We start from the raw sequence: 15641 nt of genomic DNA, 5'->3' as shown, positions 1-15641 counted from the left end.
CGCCGAACTCTCCCCGGTGCGGATGAGCATCCGATGAGCACGCGTTACCGTGGGCCGGTGCAGTTCGGAGTACTGGGGCCGGTAGTGGCATGGGACGAGACTGGCGAGCCGGTCGCTCTCAAAGGCCCGCGGCATCGCGCAGTACTCGCCCGGTTGATCGTTGCTCGCGGCCGCGTCGTCCCTGTCGAGCTACTGGTCGATGACCTCTGGCCGGAGCCACCAGCGGGAGCAGTGAGTGCCGTACGCACCTTCGTAGCAGCACTGCGTCGAGCAGTGGAGCCTGACAGAACACCTCGTACGCCGCCGCGTCTACTGGTCACCGTCGGCCCTGGCTACGCCTTCCGTGCTGATCCAGAGGCTGTCGATGCGTGGCGCTTCGAGCAGGTCGTCTCCCAGCCAGGGCAGACACTGGAGAAGTTGGACGAAGCGCTGGGCTGGTGGCGCGGACCGGCGTACGCGGACTTTGCTGATGCGCACTGGGCCACAGCAGAGCGATCAAGGTTGGCAGAGCTGAGACTGCAGGCAGTGGAGCAACAGGCGGAAGCACGGCTCGCACTGGGTCTTGCAGGGAAGGCGATCGCAGACCTGGATGCCCACGTGACCGAGCACCCGTGGCGCGAAGACGCCTGGCGCCTGCTCGCTCTCGCGCTCTACCAAGCCGACCGCCAGGGCGATGCTTTAGCCGTACTACGGCGCGCCCGGGCCCTCCTGGTCGAGCAACTCGCTGTCGACCCCGGCCCTGCATTGCGTCGCCTGGAGACGGACATCCTCAACCAGGCCGAGCATCTGCACCAGCCCAGTGCCGGCGCCAGGAAGGTCTGGGAGGAGGCGGCCGCTGCCTACGAGTCGGTGGGAGCTCGTGCGCGACTGGAGTCGACGGTGGGACTGCTGCGGAACCTTGCGGTCACCGGCGGAGGCGGGCTGGAGGCAGCGCGGCGCCATCGGCTCGCTGCGATCGCCGCTGCCGAGGAGATGGGCGACGTGGAGCTGACAGCGAGGGTGATCGGCGCGTACGACGTACCGGCGATCTGGACGCGGTCGGACGACGAGGAGCACGCGCGGCAAGTCGTCGCCGCAGCGGAGCGAGCGTTGGCTGCCCTCCCCGATGATCGTGCGGCCGCCAGAGCTCGGTTGCTGGCCACGATTGCTCTGGAGTCACGCGGTACAAGGGAGTCGCGCGGACCCGAAGCGGCTGCCGAAGCGGAGGAGATCGCCCGCAGGCTTGACGATCCAGCGCTGCTGGCCTTTGCGCTGAACGGTGTCTTCATGCAGAGCTTCCAGCGCGCGGGGCTGGCGCCGAGACGGGATGACCTCGGCGCCGAACTCATCAGCCTCGGTGCAGCCCACGACCTGGTCACCTATGAGGTCCTCGGGCATCTCATCCGGATCCAGTCCCTCAGCGCGCTCGGCGACTTCGCCCAGGCCGACCAGCACGCCACGGCGGTCGACCTACTCGCCGTACGCCGGGAGCTGCCCCTGGTCGGCGTCTTCACCCAGTGGTATCGCGTACTGCGCTTCGCGGCTCAAGGCCGGACGTCTGCCGCCGACCTTGAAGCGGCCTACCGCGAGGCCGCCAAGTCGCTGGACGGCGCAGGCATGCCCGGCCTGCAGAACGGACTTCTTTCCCTCGCCCTTCTCTCAGTGCACGGGCAGCCTCGCCGTGACGAGGACTGGGGACCGTACGAACCCTGGGTTCGCCCGCTCGTCCTGCTAGCCGAAGACCGTCGCGAGGAAGCTGTAACCGCCTTGGTTGCCGTGCCCGATCCGCCCCGCGACCTGATGTACGAGGCCATGTGGGTGCTGGTACTGCGCGCCGCAGTTGCCCTCGGCAACCAATCTGTGATCGCCCGAGCCAGGGACGAACTCGCGCCCGCAGCAGGCGAACTGGCCGGCGCGGGCTCCGGACTGATCACCTTCGGGCCGGTGCCGGACCTGCTTGGCTGATCCGATAACTCTTGGCAAGCCTGCTGGCCCATGTTGGAGACTGGGTGCATGACGTACAAATCTGGGCTTCGGCTGGTGGGGGACGGGCTGGTACTGCGGGAGTGGGAGCGGGGTGACCTGGCGGCCATGGTGAAGCTGTTCGACGATCCTGAGGTCGCCCACTGGACGCCGCTCGTGACGCCGTTCGACCTGGACGCGGCGAAGGCCTATCTGGACAAGGCGCACAGCGACAACGGCGTGTACCAGCTCGCCATCACTGTCGACGGCGGGGAGCCGATGGGCGAGGTGCTGCTGATGACGAAGACCTCGATGCTCGGCTACTCGGTCGGCTCTGCTTTTCGCGGCCAGCGGCTCGCAGTACGGGCTCTCAAGTTGCTCACGGCGTACGCGCATGAGCAGGCTGGGCTGGCTCGGGTGATGCTGGAGATCGAGCCGGACAATGCCGCGAGCTCAGGAGTGGCTCGCAGCGCCGGCTACCGGCTGACCGACCGCCCGCCGACCGTCGTCACCGACAAGGGGCGGGAGGTCAGCCTGCTGACCTGGGAGCACGTCGGCTAGATCTTGCGGGCTCTGACCGCGAGTGCGTGCGGGATCGGGATGCCCTCGGGCTCTTCGAAGTGTTCCAGCGCCAAGCCCGTCCGAAGGAAGGCATTGAGGTAGTCGGCGAGGGGGATGTGGCGCATGCCGATCCGGCGACGGATGCCCTCGTCGGCCCACCAGGGGGCCGGCTCGTGCCAGCCCGCCTGCCGGTAGGTGGGGTGGACCAGCCTGGTGTTGTCGTCCTCGTTGTAGACGACATGTGGGCCGTTGAAGCAGGGGTGGACGCCGTAACTGACGAGGATGCCGCCAGGTTTCAGAATTCTGGCGGCCTCCAGCAGCGCTGTTGCGAAGTCGTCCAGATCGGTGGAGGTCCACATCGCGATCGCGGTGTCGAAAGAGGCGTCCGCGAACGGGAGGTTGGCGGCGTCGGCCTCGATCAGGGGCCCGTCGGTTCTGGTCCGGGCCAGCCGGAGCTGGTCGGAGGAGAAGTCCACCCCGACGACCTCGCGGCCGCTCTCGCGGATGGTGTAGAAGTTCCGGCCGGTACCGCAGCCGATGTCCAGACAGGGTCCGCTGCCGGAGCCGAGCAGCTCCAGGAGACCTGGTTGATGGGAGTTGGGATCCTGGACGAAGCGTTCGTCGTACCAGTCGGCGAGTCCGTTGTAACGAGCGGTCGATGCAGCCAAAACAGCCTCCAGATGCGCCTGAAAGACCATCCTAGGTGGGGCCTCCGGCCAACCCCAGGTTGCTGCAGGAAGCCCTCACTTAGGTTCGGCAGGCGACTTACGGGTAGTCTTTGCCGACGCTCTCTTTAAGTTTGGAAGGTCCACTGTGGGTTCTGTAATCAAGAAGCGCCGTAAGCGGATGGCGAAGAAGAAGCACCGCAAGCTGTTGAAGAAGACGCGGGTGCAGCGCCGCAAGCTCGGCAAGTAGCAGTTCCCGCCGCTCTGGGTTGAACCAGGGCGGCGTCGACGGAGTTGCTGTCTGGCTGGGGGTTCTCGTGGCACAGGTAGTGATGGTTACCGGCGTCTCCCGGGACGCCGGTGCTCGTTGTGCCCGCCGGCTGGCAGCGGATCCCGCGATCGGGACCGTGATCGGTATCGACGTGGTTCCGCCGCGCGCGGAACTGGGCCGGGTCCGGTTCGTCCGCGCGGACATCCGCAACCCCGTCATCGCGAAGGTGATCGCCGGTGAGGACGTCGACACGGTCGTCCACACGGGCGTCGTGGCGACCCCTGGCAGCGCCGGCGGCCGGTCGTCGATGAAAGAGATCAACGTGATCGGCACAATGCAGCTGCTCGCCGCGTGCCAGAAGGCGCCCGGCGTCCGCAAGCTGGTGGTGAAGTCCTCCACCACCGTGTACGGCGCGGGTCCCCGCGACCCCGCGATGTTCACCGAGGAGATGGCGCCCCGCGCGATCCATCAGACCGGTTTGAGCAAGGACGCCGTCGAGGTCGAGGGCTACGTCCGCGGGTTCGCCCGGCGCCGCCCCGATGTCGCCGTCACCACGCTGCGGATGGCCAACTGGATCGGCCCGCAGACCGACTCACCGATCACCCGGTACTTCGCGATGCCGGTGGTACCCACCGTCCTCGGGTACGACGCCCGGCTGCAGTTCCTGCACGAGAGCGACGGCGTCGAGGCGATCCACCGCGCGACCGTGCACGACCTGCCCGGCACCTTCAACCTGGCCGGCGACGGCGTGATCGTGCTGTCCCAGGCGATCCGGCGACTCGGCCGGCCCGCGCTCCGGTTGCCCTCGTTCACCGCGGCCGGCACCGCTGCCGTCGTACGCCGGGCGCGGCTCGCCGACTTCTCGCCGGACCAGATCACCTTCCTGACCTACGGCCGGGCGGTCGACACCACGCGGATGCGGGCCGAGTTCGGCTTCGAACCGGAGTACACGACCGCTGCTGCCTTCGACGACTTCCGTCGGTCGCTCCGGCCGGGCGCGGTGACCTCGGCCTCGCAGTTGCTGAGCGCCGGACTGGGAGCCCTCCGTGGCTGACGCCGAGGTGATCCCGATCGGCTCCGGCGGACGCCCGGGCCGCGGCAGCAACCGCCGTACGACGCCATCCTCCGCCGCCCGAGCCCTCGCCGGCCCCGGAGCTGCCGGAAAGAAGCCCTCGCCGCCGAAGAACCCGCCGGCATCGGCAGCCGAGCCCGCCGCGCGGAAGCGGCCGGATGCGTCGCGGAAGAACGGCGACTCGTCGCGGAAACGGCTGGAAGCGGAGCTCGCCGCCGAGGAAGCGGAGCTTGCTGCTGAGGAAGCTCGTAGTGAGGGTGTTGGGCCGGATCTGTCTCTTGCTCCTGAGGTTGAGGGTGAGAGCTTGGCGGCGGGTGCGGGGCAGTTTGCTCAGTTCGAGAAGCTGATTCGCGACACGCTCGGCCGCGACGGGGAGCGGAAGGTGGCCGAGTTCCTGGCCTTTCTGCGCCGTCGGCTGACCGGGGACTACGAGGTCGACGAGTTCGGCTACGACGAGGACCTGACCGACCAGGTGCTGCTGCCGTTCCTGCGCCCGCTCGCGGAGAAGTGGTTCCGGGTCGAAGTACGCGGGATCGAGAACATCCCCGAGACCGGCAGCGCGCTGATCGTCGCGAACCACTCCGGCACGATGCCGCTGGACGGGCTGATCACCCAGCTGGTGGTGGCGGACAACGCGAACCGCCCGCTCCGGACGCTGGCCGCGGATCTCGTGTTCAAGACGCCGTTCGTCGGTGAGCTGTCCCGCAAGGGCGGTGCGACGCTGGCCAACAACGACGACGCCGAGCGGCTGCTCCGGCAGGGCAATCTGGTCGGGGTCTGGCCGGAGGGCTTCAAGGGCCTCGGCAAACCATTCAGCGAGCGGTACAAGTTGCAGCGGTTCGGCCGGGGCGGCTTCGTGAGCGCGGCCATGCGGACCGGCGTACCGATCGTTCCCTGCTCGATCGTCGGTGCCGAGGAGATCTATCCGCTGGTCGGCAACATGGCGTCGCTCGCGCGGCTGGTCGGTGTTCCTTATATCCCGGTCACCCCGTTCTTCCCGCTGCTCGGGCCGCTCGGGATGGTCCCGCTGCCGTCGAAGTGGCTGATCGAGTTCGGCGAGCCGATCCGCACCGACGAGTTCCCCGACGGCGCCGCGGACGACCCGATGCTGGTCTTCAACGTCACCGACCAGGTCCGCGAAACCATCCAGCAGACCCTCTACGCCCTCCTCATGCAACGCCGCAGCGTCTTCTTCTAAGCTGCCCCGCTTCGGGGAACGGGTACACCGGGCAGGCAGGTGCCGCGACTCCCATCGAGATCCGGGGTGTGCCGACGGACATGAGGTGTCGGCCCCCTAGGCCCGACCGCCACGCTCGACTGAGTCCGCCCGGCGCCGCTTCCGCTGACACCTCATGTCCGTCGGCACACCCGGCCCACTCGAGCACTCCGGCCCACCAAAGCACTCCCGGGCACGCCGGCACCCGCGTGCACCCCGGCACCCGAGCGGCTGGGGACGCCAAAGGGCCCCCGGGCCGAGGTGGTCGGGCGGGGGCCGTTCGGTGCTTGGTGCTTACTTCCAGGGTGGCAGCAAGGAGTTGATGACGCCTGGGAGGTTGATCGTCGGCAGCGGGAGGCTCAGGCTGGGAAACGGCCAGGGCCAGCTCGGGGTCGGCGTGTTGGGAAGGGTCGGCAGACTCGGACCCGACGGGGTCGTGGTCGGCTTCCCCGATCCCGGTGGGGTCTTCAGGTCGGTCGGTCGCTTCGTCGGGTCCTCGACGATGGTCGTGTTCGGCACCTGGGGCGGTGACGTCGACGGCTTCGCGGAGGTCTTGCCCGGTGCGCTCGGTCCCGCGGTGGGAGCCACGTTCGGATCGCCGGGGTTGTTCACCGTCGGCCGGCCGTTCTGGGCCGGCTTGGGCTTCTCGCACTTGGGGCAGGCGACGTTCGTGTGCTGGGCGAGTTGCTCGATGGTCGCGAGCGCCTCGACAGCGGACTTCAGGGATTCGGGCGGCAGCTTCGGGGCGAGCTCACCGATGGCCTGGCGGGCGCCGGTGATGAAGGTCGTGATCGCCGTGATCGAAGTGGTGTCGCCGTCCTGCTGGTACGAAGCGACCAGCCGGGACACGCCCTTGCGGGCCTGCGCCGAGAACTGGTCCAGCGTCTTGTCGATGGTGGCCGGATCGGCTCCGTGGTTGACAAGACCCTTGACCTCGGACAGCCGGGTCATCGCGTGCTCGAGATCACGCCGGCCCCGGGAGTCGTCCCCGACGCTGACGTTGGTCGAGACGTTCTCGATGCTGCGCTTCATCCCGTACAGCGCGTCGCCGGGCATCGCCTGCTGGGCGGCGGCGGCAGAACCGATGCCACCACCGAGCAGCACGAGCGCGGCAGTACTGGCCACTAGCCGGATACGCCGGCCGTGACGATGGCGGATATCTGTCACGGACGCGTCGTCGTCCTCGCGGGGCAGCGGGTCGTCAGGGCTGTCCGGAGTGCTGCGCACCACGGTCGGAGTCGTCGCGGCTCGTGCCGCGGCCTGCTCGAGGAGGCGGTGCCTCAGCTCGGCAGTGAACTCCGGTCGCGGTGCCACTGCGCCGGCGGTCCTCAGCCGTCCGACCAGCTCCACAGCGTCCATCAGCTCAGGGTCATCGCTCAGTCGCGAAGAGTGACGGGGCCCGTGATCGACGGCGTGCGCGAATGACTCCGCGCGCGCTCGAGCCCTGTGTAGGTCACTCATGATTGCTCGTTCTCCTCAATGGCCAGTCGGGGTCACCGACAGGTCCTCACCAGGCAAACGAGGAAACTCCCTGACGGGTTACGAAAGACATGCGTGGTCATTCGCCTTACCTCAAGTCCTTGGGGATAACCTTCGCCAAGTGCCGGACGGCCCTCAGTTGCAGTTGCTTGACGGCGCCCTCTGACTTCTCGAGCGCCTTGGCCGTTTCCGCGATCGACAAGCCGGCGAAGAACCGCATCGTCAGGCAGTCGCGCTGCTCGTCGGGCAGGGCCGCGACCGCCTCCCGGAGCACCTCGGCGGTGGCCGCGGCCAGTACGTCGACCTCCGGCCCCTCGGTCTGCCGGTCGTGGGTCTCGATCTCGTCGGTGACCACCTCGAGCCGGACCCGGCCGGACTTGTAGTGGTCGGTGATCAGGTTCCTGGCGATGGTGACCAGCCAGGCCCCGAAATCGCGGCCCTGCCAGCGGAACGAGTCGAGCGCCCGCAGCGCCCGGACGAACGTCTCGCTGGTCAGGTCCTCGGCGAGTGCCGATGACGACACCCGGGCGTAGATGTAGCGATACACGGTCAGCGAGTACTCGTCGTACAGCTCGCCGAACGCACCGACGTCCCCTGCCTGGGCGCGATCGACGAGCTCTGCGCGTCTCATCCCGTCCGGGCTTGGCTCCGGCGTCGTCAAGTTCTCTCCCCGTTCAACTGACACGTCTACGACTGGTCCATCCGCGAATGGCCACAGCGGCTGAGACAGCACCGAGCGTTACGCCTGAAACACCCGCTGTCAACAGTGGGCGGCGTGCCGCCGGCTCGGATTGGTGGAAATCACCCCTGTGAAGATCGCCCCCGGGTTCACCTGTATAGCCCTCCTCGGGCGCGTGTGCAATCGTTCCCACCTCACCTGCGGCATGGACGGGCCACAGTGGATGATCGGGCGTGAGGGCTCGAGTCATGAGGAGCACCCTAATGGGCTCGTGACAGACTCGCATGGTGAACTTCAACTTTGCGGACATTCTTCGTGACACAGCGCAACGTCACGGCGAACGTCCGGCCCTGGTCGACGGCGACCGGCGGCTGACCTGGAACGAGCTCGAAACCGCGGTCGACGCGGCCGCCCGGTCGTTCGCCGCGGCCGGCCTCGTGCCGGGGTACCGGGTGGTCGTGCTGATGGCGAACAGTGTCGAGTTCGTCGTGTCCTACCTGGGGATTCTCCGCGCCGGGCTGGTCGCGGTGCCGCTGAACACGGGCCTGACGAAGAGTGAGATCAGTACCGTGATCGCGCATTCCGGAGCCCGCCTCGCGGTCGCCGACGGAGACCTCGCGGACAAGATCGAGGGCCTCCGGACGGTCCGGGCCGGCGAGCTCACCGGTCACGCTCCGCTTACGCCACAGACCGACCCGGAGACACTCGCGGTCCTCCTCTACACGTCCGGGACCAGCGGTGATCCGCGGGCCGCGATGCTCACCCACCGGGCGCTCGCGGCGAACGTGAAGAACCTCGTGGACCTCGGCGAGGACCGGATGGGCCCCGAGGACGTGGTGCTCGGCGTGCTGCCGATGTTCCATGCCTTCGGCCTGAACGCCGTGCTCGGCTGGGTCGTCGCGACCGGAGCGCAGCTGATCGTCGACCGGCGGTTCGACTCGACCCACACGATCGAGCAGATCCGCTCGTACGGCGTGACGCGGCTGCCCCTGGCGCCGCCCGCGCTCAATGCCCTGCTGGCCCGGGACGACCTGAAGGACGCGCTCCGGACGGTCAAGGTCGTCCTCACCGGCGCCTCCACCCTGGACCGCGGGCTGGCCGACCGGTTCGAGCGCGCCACCGGGTTGTTCGTGCACCAGGGCTACGGGCTGACCGAGGCCTCGCCGGGCGTCACCACCACGCTGGGCGAGGAGGAGCCGAAGCCGGGCTCGGTGGGCCGCCCATTGCCGAACGTCGAGCTGCGGATCGCCGACGAGCAGGGTGAGGACGTCGAGGGCGACGACCCGGGCGAGATCCTGATCCGCGGCGCCAACCTGTTCTCCGGCTACTGGCCGGACGGCGTGGACGGCCCGGACGACGAGGGCTGGTACCGCACCGGCGACGTCGGTTTCCTCGACCAGGACGGCGAACTGTTCCTGGTCGACCGATTACGAGAACTAATCATCGTGTCCGGATTCAACGTCTTCCCGAGCGAGGTCGAAGAAGTTCTGGTACAAGCTCCGGGCGTCCGGGAGGCGGCCGTGATCGGCGTACCGTCCGATGACACCGGCGAGGCGGTGAAGGCGTTCGTCGTACGGGAGGCCGGTGCGGTGGTCGATCCGGCCGAGATCAGGCAGTACGCCGAGACCCGGCTGGCCCGGTTCAAGTGCCCGGTCGAGATCGAGGTCGTCGACCACCTGCCGCACTCGGTCACCGGCAAGGTGGCCAAGGGCCGGTTGCGGGCGGACCGATGAGGGTCACGCTGTACGGGAAACCGGGCTGTCATCTCTGCGACGACGCCCGGGTGATCGTCGAGCAGGTCTGCGCCGAGCTGGGCGTCGGCTGGTCGGAGGTGGACATCACCACCGATCCGAAGCTGTTCGAGGAGTACGGCGAGCAGATCCCGGTCACCTTCGTCGACGGCAAGCAGCACGACTTCTGGCGGGTCGACCCGGTCAGGCTCAAGAAGGCCCTGGCGAGTTAGTCAGTTAACCCTTGACAAGAGAGTGCTGTCTGTCACGGACGGCGTTCCCGATTTTGTTCTCACGTTCACAAGCTCCTAGAGTGGGGTAGTCGCCAGCCGTGAGGCGGTGACTCGAGAACCACCATTTCCAGGAGAATTGTGACGCCTGCCCGCAGCCGTCGCCCCGGCGCGCCGACGAGAACCGAACGCGGCATTCCCGAGGCCACTGTCGCGCGCTTGCCGGTGTACCTGCGGGCCCTGACCGCGCTGTCGGACAGTGGCATCGCCACCGCGTCGAGCGAGGATCTGGCGACCGCCGCGGGCGTCAACTCGGCCAAGCTCCGCAAGGACCTCTCCTACCTGGGCTCCTACGGCACCCGCGGCGTCGGGTACGACGTGGAGTACCTGCGCTACCAGATCGCCCGCGAGATCGGCGTCACCCAGGACTGGGCCGTGGTCATCGTCGGGATCGGAAACCTCGGTCACGCGCTGGCGAACTACTCCGGCTTCGGCACCCGCGGCTTCCGGATCGTGGCCCTGCTGGACGCCGCGCCGGAGCTGGTCGGCGAGCGGATCGGCGACATGGTCGTCCGCGACTTCGCCGAGCTGGAGGAGATCGTCGCCGCCGACCGGGTCTCGATCGGGGTCATCACCACCCCCGCCGGTCCGGCCCAGGAGGTCTGCGACCGGCTGGTCGCGGCCGGGGTGACCAGCATCCTGAACTTCGCGCCGGTGGTGCTGTCCGTGCCCGCCGGCGTCGACATCCGCAAGGTGGACCTCTCGATCGAGTTGCAGATCCTGGCGTACCACGAACAACGCAAGTCCGGAGAGGCGGCGCTCCCCGAGGTGCCCGAACTACCAGCGATGAACGGTGTCGTCACTGATCTGCCCAGCGTCGGTGGGGGTGTCGGCGCATGAGTTACCTGGTCGTCGGTATTTCGCATCGTTCCGCTGACATCAACGTGCTGGAGCGGGTCGCCCTCGATCCGGACGCGGCGACCAAGCTGGCCCTCGCGGTCCAGCAGACGCCGGCCGTCTCCGAGTCGGCCGTCCTCGCGACCTGCAACCGCACCGAGGTCTACGCGAACGTCGACCGCTTCCACGCGGGCATGGACGAGGTCACCGCGATCCTCGCCGACATCACCGGCGTACCGCTGCTGGATCTGGCCGAGCACCTCTACGTGCACTTCGAGGAAGGTGCCGTCGCGCACCTCTTCCAGGTCGCGGTAGGCCTCGACTCGATGATCGTCGGCGAGAGCCAGATCCTCGGCCAGGTGAAGGAGACGCTGCGCGTCGGCCAGGACCTGGAGACCGTCTCCACCGACCTGAATGCCCTGCTGCAGCACGCTTTGCGGGTCGGCAAGCGGGCCCGCGCCGAGACCGGCATCGACTCGGCCGGCCGCTCGGTGGTCTCCGCCGGACTCGACGCCGTCGGTGGCTACCAGGGCCGTCGCGCGCTGGTCGTCGGGGCCGGCTCGATGGCCTCGCTGGCGGCCCAGACCCTGCTCGCCGGTGGCGCGACGAGCGTCACGATCGCGAACCGGAACTTCGATCGCGCGGTGGCCCTGGCCGACCGCATCGGGGGTACGGCGATCCCGTTGGCCGACGTGCCGCAGGCGATGACCGAGGCCGACCTGGTGGTGTCCTGCACCGGCGCACGCGGGGTCGTGCTGACCGAGGAAATGGTGCGCAACGCCGCGGACGGCCGGCCTTTCGGCGTACTGGATGTGGCTCTTCCGCGCGATGTGGATCCGGCGGCGGCGCGGCTGCCCGGCGTCACGCTGGTCACCCTGGCCGACCTCGCCGGTACGGCGGGCGGTAGCGCTCACGACATCGACGAGGTACGCCGGATCGTCGGCGAGGAGACCGGTGCCTTCGAGGCGACCCGGCGGGCCGCGTCGGTCACGCCGACCGTGGTGGCGCTGCGCGCGATGGCCGCCGAACTGGTCGATGCCGAGCTGAGCCGGCTCGACCGGCGGCTGCCCGGGCTGGACGCGACGCAACGCGCCGAGGTGGCCAGGACCGTCCGCCGGGTGGTCGACAAGGTGCTGCACCAGCCGACCGTCCGGGTGAAGGAATTGGCCGCGGACCCCGGCGGCCCGACGTACGCCGACGCGCTGCGCGAGCTGTTCGCGCTCGACCCCGCGACCGTCGACGCGGTCACCGCACCCAAGACCACGACCACGACCACCGGAGGTGAATCGGCATGATCAGGCTCGGCACCCGCCGGTCGGCACTCGCGACCGCCCAGGCCAATCTCGTCGCCGACTCACTGCGCGCCCATGGGCACGAGGTCGAGCTGGTGCTGATCACCACCACCGGTGACGTCAACCGCGCACCGCTGGCCCAGATCGGCGGCACCGGCATCTTCGTCAGCGCTCTGCGCGACGCCTTGCTGGCGAACCAGATCGACATCGCCGTGCACTCGCTGAAGGATCTCCCGACCGCACCGATGCCGGGCCTGACCATCGGCGCGATCCCGGTCCGGGAGGACCCGCGCGACGTCCTGATCGCCCGCGACGGCCTGACGCTGGGCGAGCTGCCGGTCGGCTCGCTGGTCGGCACCGGCGCGGCCCGCCGCCAGGCACAGCTCGAGCAACTCGGTCTCGGCCTGGAACTGACCGACATCCGGGGCAACGTGGACACCAGGATCGCGATGGTCGCCGATGGCAAATTGGACGCGGTGGTACTTGCGAGGGCAGGGTTGTCCAGGTTGGGCCGACTGGCCGAGGTGACCGAGACCCTGGATCCGATCCAGGTCCTGCCGTCGCCCGGACAAGGTGCCCTGGGCATCGAATGCCGCGCCGACGACGTCGCGGTGCTGGAGGCTCTGGCGCCGCTGGAGGACCCGGCTACCCGGGCCGCGGTGACGGCGGAACGGCAGCTGCTGGCGACTCTCGAGGCGGGATGTACGGCTCCGGTCGGCGCCCTGGCCGAGGTGGTCGAAGGTGAGGACGGCCCCGAGCTGTGGCTGCGGGGAGCGTTCGGGCAGGACGGCGGCGTCCGGCGGTTGTCGGCCAACGGTCCGGTGGACGACCCGGTATCGCTGGGCCGGGCGCTGGCGAAGGAGTTGCTGGAGGAATGACAGCCGCACGGGGAACGACGAGTACGAAGACGAGCAGCAAGACAAGGGCAAAGGCGACAGCAGACGTGAGCAGCGCGAAGACAGCAGCGGCCACCAAGGCGCCCCAGAACGTGCCCGCCAAGGCCGCGGCCAGCACGGGCACGGCCGTGGCACGGCAACCCAAACCGCTCGGCCACGTCACATTCGTCGGCGTCGGCCCGGGAGACCCCTCTTTGCTGACCCTGGCGGGTCGCGACGTGCTGGCCAACGCCGACGCCGTCGTGGTCGAGGGTCCTGAGCACGACGCCTTCCTGGCGTACTGCAAGCAGGGCGTCGAGGTGATCGACGGCTCCGGTGCCGAGGGCAGCCGGGCGCTGCGGATCGCGGCCCGGGCCCGGCTGGTGGTGAAGACGGCGAAGACCTCGGCGAACGTGGTCCGCCTGCTCACCGGCGACCCGTTCACCTTCTCCAGTGGGGCCGAGGAGGCCGCCGCCTGCCGCAAGGCCGGCATCGGCTTCAACGTGATCCCCGGTGTCAGCGAGGTCAGCGCCGTCCCGACGTACGCGGGCATCCCCCTGACCGTCAAGGGCGAGCGCGAGGTGACCGTGCTCGACCTGGCCGAGGCCAAGCTCGACTTCGGCAAGGTCAACCCGAAGCAGACCCTGGTGCTGCTGAACGCGAGCGAGGTCCTCAAGGACGCCGTCGCCGCGCTGCTGGAGGCCGGCTTCGACGCCGGTACGCCGGTCGCCGCGACCGTCGGCGGTACGACGACCGCCCAGGCCAGCGTGGTCGGCACCGTCGGCACGATCGTGGCCGACCTGCGGGCCGCCAAGCTGACCGGCGAGGCCGTGATCGTGATCGGCGCCGTGGTCGAGCAGCGTGAGGCACTCAGCTGGTTCGAGACCAAGCCGCTGTTCGGCTGGCGGATCCTGGTGCCGCGCACCAAGGACCAGGCCGGCCCGCTGATGGATCGGCTCCGCCGGTACGGCGCGATGCCGGAAGAGGTCCCGACGATCTCGGTCGAGCCGCCGCGCAACCCGCAGCAGATGGACAAGGCCATTCGCGGCCTGGTCGAAGGCCGCTACGAATGGGTCGCCTTCACCTCGGTGAACGCGGTCAAGGCGGTCCGGGAGAAGTTCGACGAGTACGGCCTGGACGCGCGGGCCTTCTCCGGGCTGAAGATCGCCGCCGTCGGTGAGAAGACCGCCGAGGCGATCGCCGCCTGGGGCATCCGGCCGGACCTGCTGCCCTCGGGTGAGCAGTCGGCCGCCGGGCTGGTCGAGGACTGGCCGCCGTTCGACGAGCTGCTCGACCCGATCAACCGGGTCTTCCTGCCGCGCGCGGACATCGCCACCGAGACGCTGGTCGCCGGTCTGACCGATCTGGGCTGGGAGGTCGACGACGTCACGGCGTACCGGACCGTGCGGGCCGCGCCGCCGCCGGCACCGACCCGCGAGGCGATCAAGTCGGGCAAGTTCGACGCGGTCGTCTTCACCTCGTCCTCGACCGTGCGCAACCTGGTCGGCATCGCCGGCAAGCCGCACGCGTCGACGGTGATCGCGGTGATCGGGCCGGCCACGCTGAAGACCGCCGAGGAGCACGGCCTGCGGGTCGACGCGATGGCCGAGTCGCCGTCCGCCGAGGAGCTGGCCGAGGCGCTCGCCCGGTTCGGTGCCAACCGGCGTGACACCATGGTGGAGGCCGGCGAAGTCGTCACCCGGCCGTCAGAGCGTCGTTCGGGTTCACGCAGGAAGAGCTGAGATGACTGGATTCCCGGGTGTGAGGCCCCGCCGGCTGCGATCGTCGGCGGCGATCCGCAAGCTGGTCTCCGAGACCACGCTTGAACCGCGGCAGCTGATCCTGCCGATGTTCGTCCGGGAAGACGCCACCGAGCCGATCCCGATCAGCTCGATGCCGGGCGTCTATCAGCACACGCGGGACACGGCGCGCAAGGCAGTCGCCGAGGCCGCACAGCTCGGGCTCGGCGGCGTCATGCTGTTCGGCGTACCGACGACGAAGGACGAGACCGGCTCCGGCGGCATCGACCCGGACGGCATCCTCAACGTCGCGATCCGGGACGCGATCAGCGAGGTCGGCGACGACCTGCTGGTGATGAGCGACCTGTGCCTGGACGAGTTCACCTCGCACGGGCACTGCGGCGTACTGGACTCCAAGGGCCGGGTCGACAACGACGCCACCCTGAAGCTCTACGCGGAGATGGGCGTCGCCCAGGCTTCCGCGGGAGCACACGTGGTCGGGCCGTCCGGGATGATGGACGGCCAGGTCGGAGTCGTTCGTACTGCGCTGGACGCGGCCGGGTTCCTCGACACGGTGATCCTCGCCTATTCGGTGAAGTACGCGTCGGCCTTCTTCGGGCCGTTCCGCGAAGCTGTGGGCTCTTCCCTGCAAGGCGATCGGAAGACGTACCAGCAGGACCCGGGGAACGCGCGCGAGGCCTTTCGCGAGGTTGATCTCGACCTCGCCGAAGGCGCCGACATCGTGATGGTGAAGCCGGCGCTGGCGTATCTCGACATCATCCGGCAGGCGCGCGACCACGTCGACGTACCCGTTGCCGCATACAACATCTCGGGTGAGTACGCGATGGTCGAGGCGGCTGCCGCGAACGGCTGGATCGACCGGGAGAAGGCGATCCTGGAGACGTTGACGTCGATCCGCCGTGCGGGCGCGGATCAGATTCTGACGTACTGGGCCGCTGAGGCCGTCGAGTTGCTCGTCCGGCGGTAGGACCCG

15 protein-coding genes are annotated in these 15641 nt (G+C 69.0%); 12 read left to right on the top strand and 3 right to left on the bottom strand.

What is annotated here, in order from left to right:
- Positions 1-33 precede the first annotated feature (33 nt).
- Together ABZ004_RS04055 and ABZ004_RS04050 are read left to right on the top strand one after the other, a co-directional pair.
- Positions 34-1944 carry a BTAD domain-containing putative transcriptional regulator gene (locus ABZ004_RS04055; protein ID WP_355678257.1) on the top strand — a complete coding sequence of 637 codons (1911 nt, stop codon included), beginning with the start codon at positions 34-36 and terminating at the stop codon, positions 1942-1944.
- Between the two features lie 48 nt (positions 1945-1992).
- Positions 1993-2502 carry a GNAT family N-acetyltransferase gene (locus ABZ004_RS04050; RefSeq protein ID WP_355678256.1) on the top strand — a complete coding sequence of 170 codons (510 nt, stop codon included), beginning with the start codon at positions 1993-1995 and terminating at the stop codon, positions 2500-2502.
- Here the strand turns inward: ABZ004_RS04050 and ABZ004_RS04045 are convergent.
- On the bottom strand, positions 2499-3170 hold the full coding sequence (locus ABZ004_RS04045) for a class I SAM-dependent methyltransferase (protein ID WP_355678255.1): 672 nt from the start codon (positions 3168-3170) through the stop codon (positions 2499-2501). The two genes, ABZ004_RS04050 and ABZ004_RS04045, sit on opposite strands and share 4 nt — an antisense overlap.
- A gap of 145 nt (positions 3171-3315) precedes the next feature.
- Between ABZ004_RS04045 and ABZ004_RS04040 the strand changes: the two genes are divergently transcribed.
- From ABZ004_RS04040 to ABZ004_RS04030, 3 genes are all read left to right on the top strand, one after another.
- Positions 3316-3417: an AURKAIP1/COX24 domain-containing protein gene (locus tag ABZ004_RS04040; RefSeq protein ID WP_008356322.1), complete on the top strand. Its 102-nt coding sequence runs from the start codon at positions 3316-3318 to the stop codon at positions 3415-3417.
- Positions 3418-3484: 67 nt separating this feature from the next.
- Complete coding sequence (locus ABZ004_RS04035) at positions 3485-4492, top strand: NAD-dependent epimerase/dehydratase family protein (protein ID WP_355678254.1); 1008 nt, start codon at positions 3485-3487, stop codon at positions 4490-4492.
- Entirely contained in the window at positions 4485-5708 is a 1224-nt protein-coding gene (locus ABZ004_RS04030) for a lysophospholipid acyltransferase family protein (protein ID WP_355678253.1), read from the top strand. Before ABZ004_RS04035 ends, ABZ004_RS04030 begins: the two co-directional genes overlap by 8 nt.
- Before the next feature lie 312 nt (positions 5709-6020).
- On the opposite strand, the gene ABZ004_RS04025 is transcribed toward ABZ004_RS04030, so the two are convergent.
- Positions 6021-7085 (bottom strand): DUF5667 domain-containing protein, encoded by a 1065-nt coding sequence (locus ABZ004_RS04025; protein ID WP_355678252.1) that lies wholly within the window; start codon positions 7083-7085, stop codon positions 6021-6023.
- A gap of 208 nt (positions 7086-7293) precedes the next feature.
- The gene (locus ABZ004_RS04020; protein WP_133980527.1) at positions 7294-7836 is read right to left on the bottom strand and encodes a sigma-70 family RNA polymerase sigma factor; all 543 of its coding nucleotides are present in this window, start codon (positions 7834-7836) and stop codon (positions 7294-7296) included.
- A gap of 335 nt (positions 7837-8171) precedes the next feature.
- On the opposite strand from ABZ004_RS04020, the gene ABZ004_RS04015 reads away from it, so the two are divergent.
- From ABZ004_RS04015 to hemB, 7 genes are all read left to right on the top strand, one after another.
- On the top strand, positions 8172-9617 hold the full coding sequence (locus ABZ004_RS04015) for an AMP-binding protein (protein WP_355678251.1): 1446 nt from the start codon (positions 8172-8174) through the stop codon (positions 9615-9617).
- Positions 9614-9847, top strand: a complete 234-nt coding sequence (locus ABZ004_RS04010) for a glutaredoxin family protein (RefSeq protein WP_355678250.1) — start codon at positions 9614-9616, stop codon at positions 9845-9847. The genes ABZ004_RS04015 and ABZ004_RS04010 overlap by 4 nt, the downstream gene beginning before the upstream one ends.
- 138 nt (positions 9848-9985) lie before the next feature.
- Entirely contained in the window at positions 9986-10744 is a 759-nt protein-coding gene (locus tag ABZ004_RS04005; RefSeq protein ID WP_355678249.1) for a redox-sensing transcriptional repressor Rex, read from the top strand.
- Positions 10741-12036, top strand: a complete 1296-nt coding sequence (locus ABZ004_RS04000) for a glutamyl-tRNA reductase (RefSeq protein ID WP_355678248.1) — start codon at positions 10741-10743, stop codon at positions 12034-12036. The genes ABZ004_RS04005 and ABZ004_RS04000 overlap by 4 nt, the downstream gene beginning before the upstream one ends.
- Positions 12033-12911, top strand: coding sequence for a hydroxymethylbilane synthase (gene hemC, locus ABZ004_RS03995; protein WP_355678247.1), 879 nt, complete (start codon positions 12033-12035; stop codon positions 12909-12911). Before ABZ004_RS04000 ends, hemC begins: the two co-directional genes overlap by 4 nt.
- On the top strand, positions 12908-14650 hold the full coding sequence (locus ABZ004_RS03990; RefSeq protein ID WP_355678246.1) for a uroporphyrinogen-III synthase: 1743 nt from the start codon (positions 12908-12910) through the stop codon (positions 14648-14650). Before hemC ends, ABZ004_RS03990 begins: the two co-directional genes overlap by 4 nt.
- A gap of 1 nt (position 14651) precedes the next feature.
- Positions 14652-15635, top strand: a complete 984-nt coding sequence (hemB, locus tag ABZ004_RS03985; RefSeq protein ID WP_355678245.1) for a porphobilinogen synthase — start codon at positions 14652-14654, stop codon at positions 15633-15635.
- Positions 15636-15641 lie beyond the last annotated feature (6 nt).

Origin of the sequence: Kribbella sp. NPDC006257 (assembly GCF_040613535.1) — a bacterium.
In the GTDB taxonomy this organism is placed as follows: Bacteria; Actinomycetota; Actinomycetes; order Propionibacteriales; family Kribbellaceae; genus Kribbella.
The sequence above is the reverse complement of the archived record's forward strand: the minus strand, read 5'-3'. Positions and strand labels throughout refer to the sequence as shown.

Bases quoted from the DNA above. Each gene is read 5' to 3' on its own strand.
- hemC (WP_355678247.1), top strand. From the start codon at position 12,033: ATGATCAGGCTCGGCACCCGCCGGTCGGCACTCGCGACCGCCCAGGCC.
- ABZ004_RS04025 (WP_355678252.1), bottom strand. From the start codon at position 7,085: ATGGACGCTGTGGAGCTGGTCGGACGGCTGAGGACCGCCGGCGCAGTG.
- ABZ004_RS04020 (WP_133980527.1), bottom strand. From the start codon at position 7,836: ATGAGACGCGCAGAGCTCGTCGATCGCGCCCAGGCAGGGGACGTCGGT.
- ABZ004_RS04055 (WP_355678257.1), top strand. From the start codon at position 34: ATGAGCACGCGTTACCGTGGGCCGGTGCAGTTCGGAGTACTGGGGCCG.
- ABZ004_RS04010 (WP_355678250.1), top strand. From the start codon at position 9,614: ATGAGGGTCACGCTGTACGGGAAACCGGGCTGTCATCTCTGCGACGAC.
- ABZ004_RS03990 (WP_355678246.1), top strand. From the start codon at position 12,908: ATGACAGCCGCACGGGGAACGACGAGTACGAAGACGAGCAGCAAGACA.
- hemB (WP_355678245.1), top strand. From the start codon at position 14,652: ATGACTGGATTCCCGGGTGTGAGGCCCCGCCGGCTGCGATCGTCGGCG.
- ABZ004_RS04050 (WP_355678256.1), top strand. From the start codon at position 1,993: ATGACGTACAAATCTGGGCTTCGGCTGGTGGGGGACGGGCTGGTACTG.
- ABZ004_RS04000 (WP_355678248.1), top strand. From the start codon at position 10,741: ATGAGTTACCTGGTCGTCGGTATTTCGCATCGTTCCGCTGACATCAAC.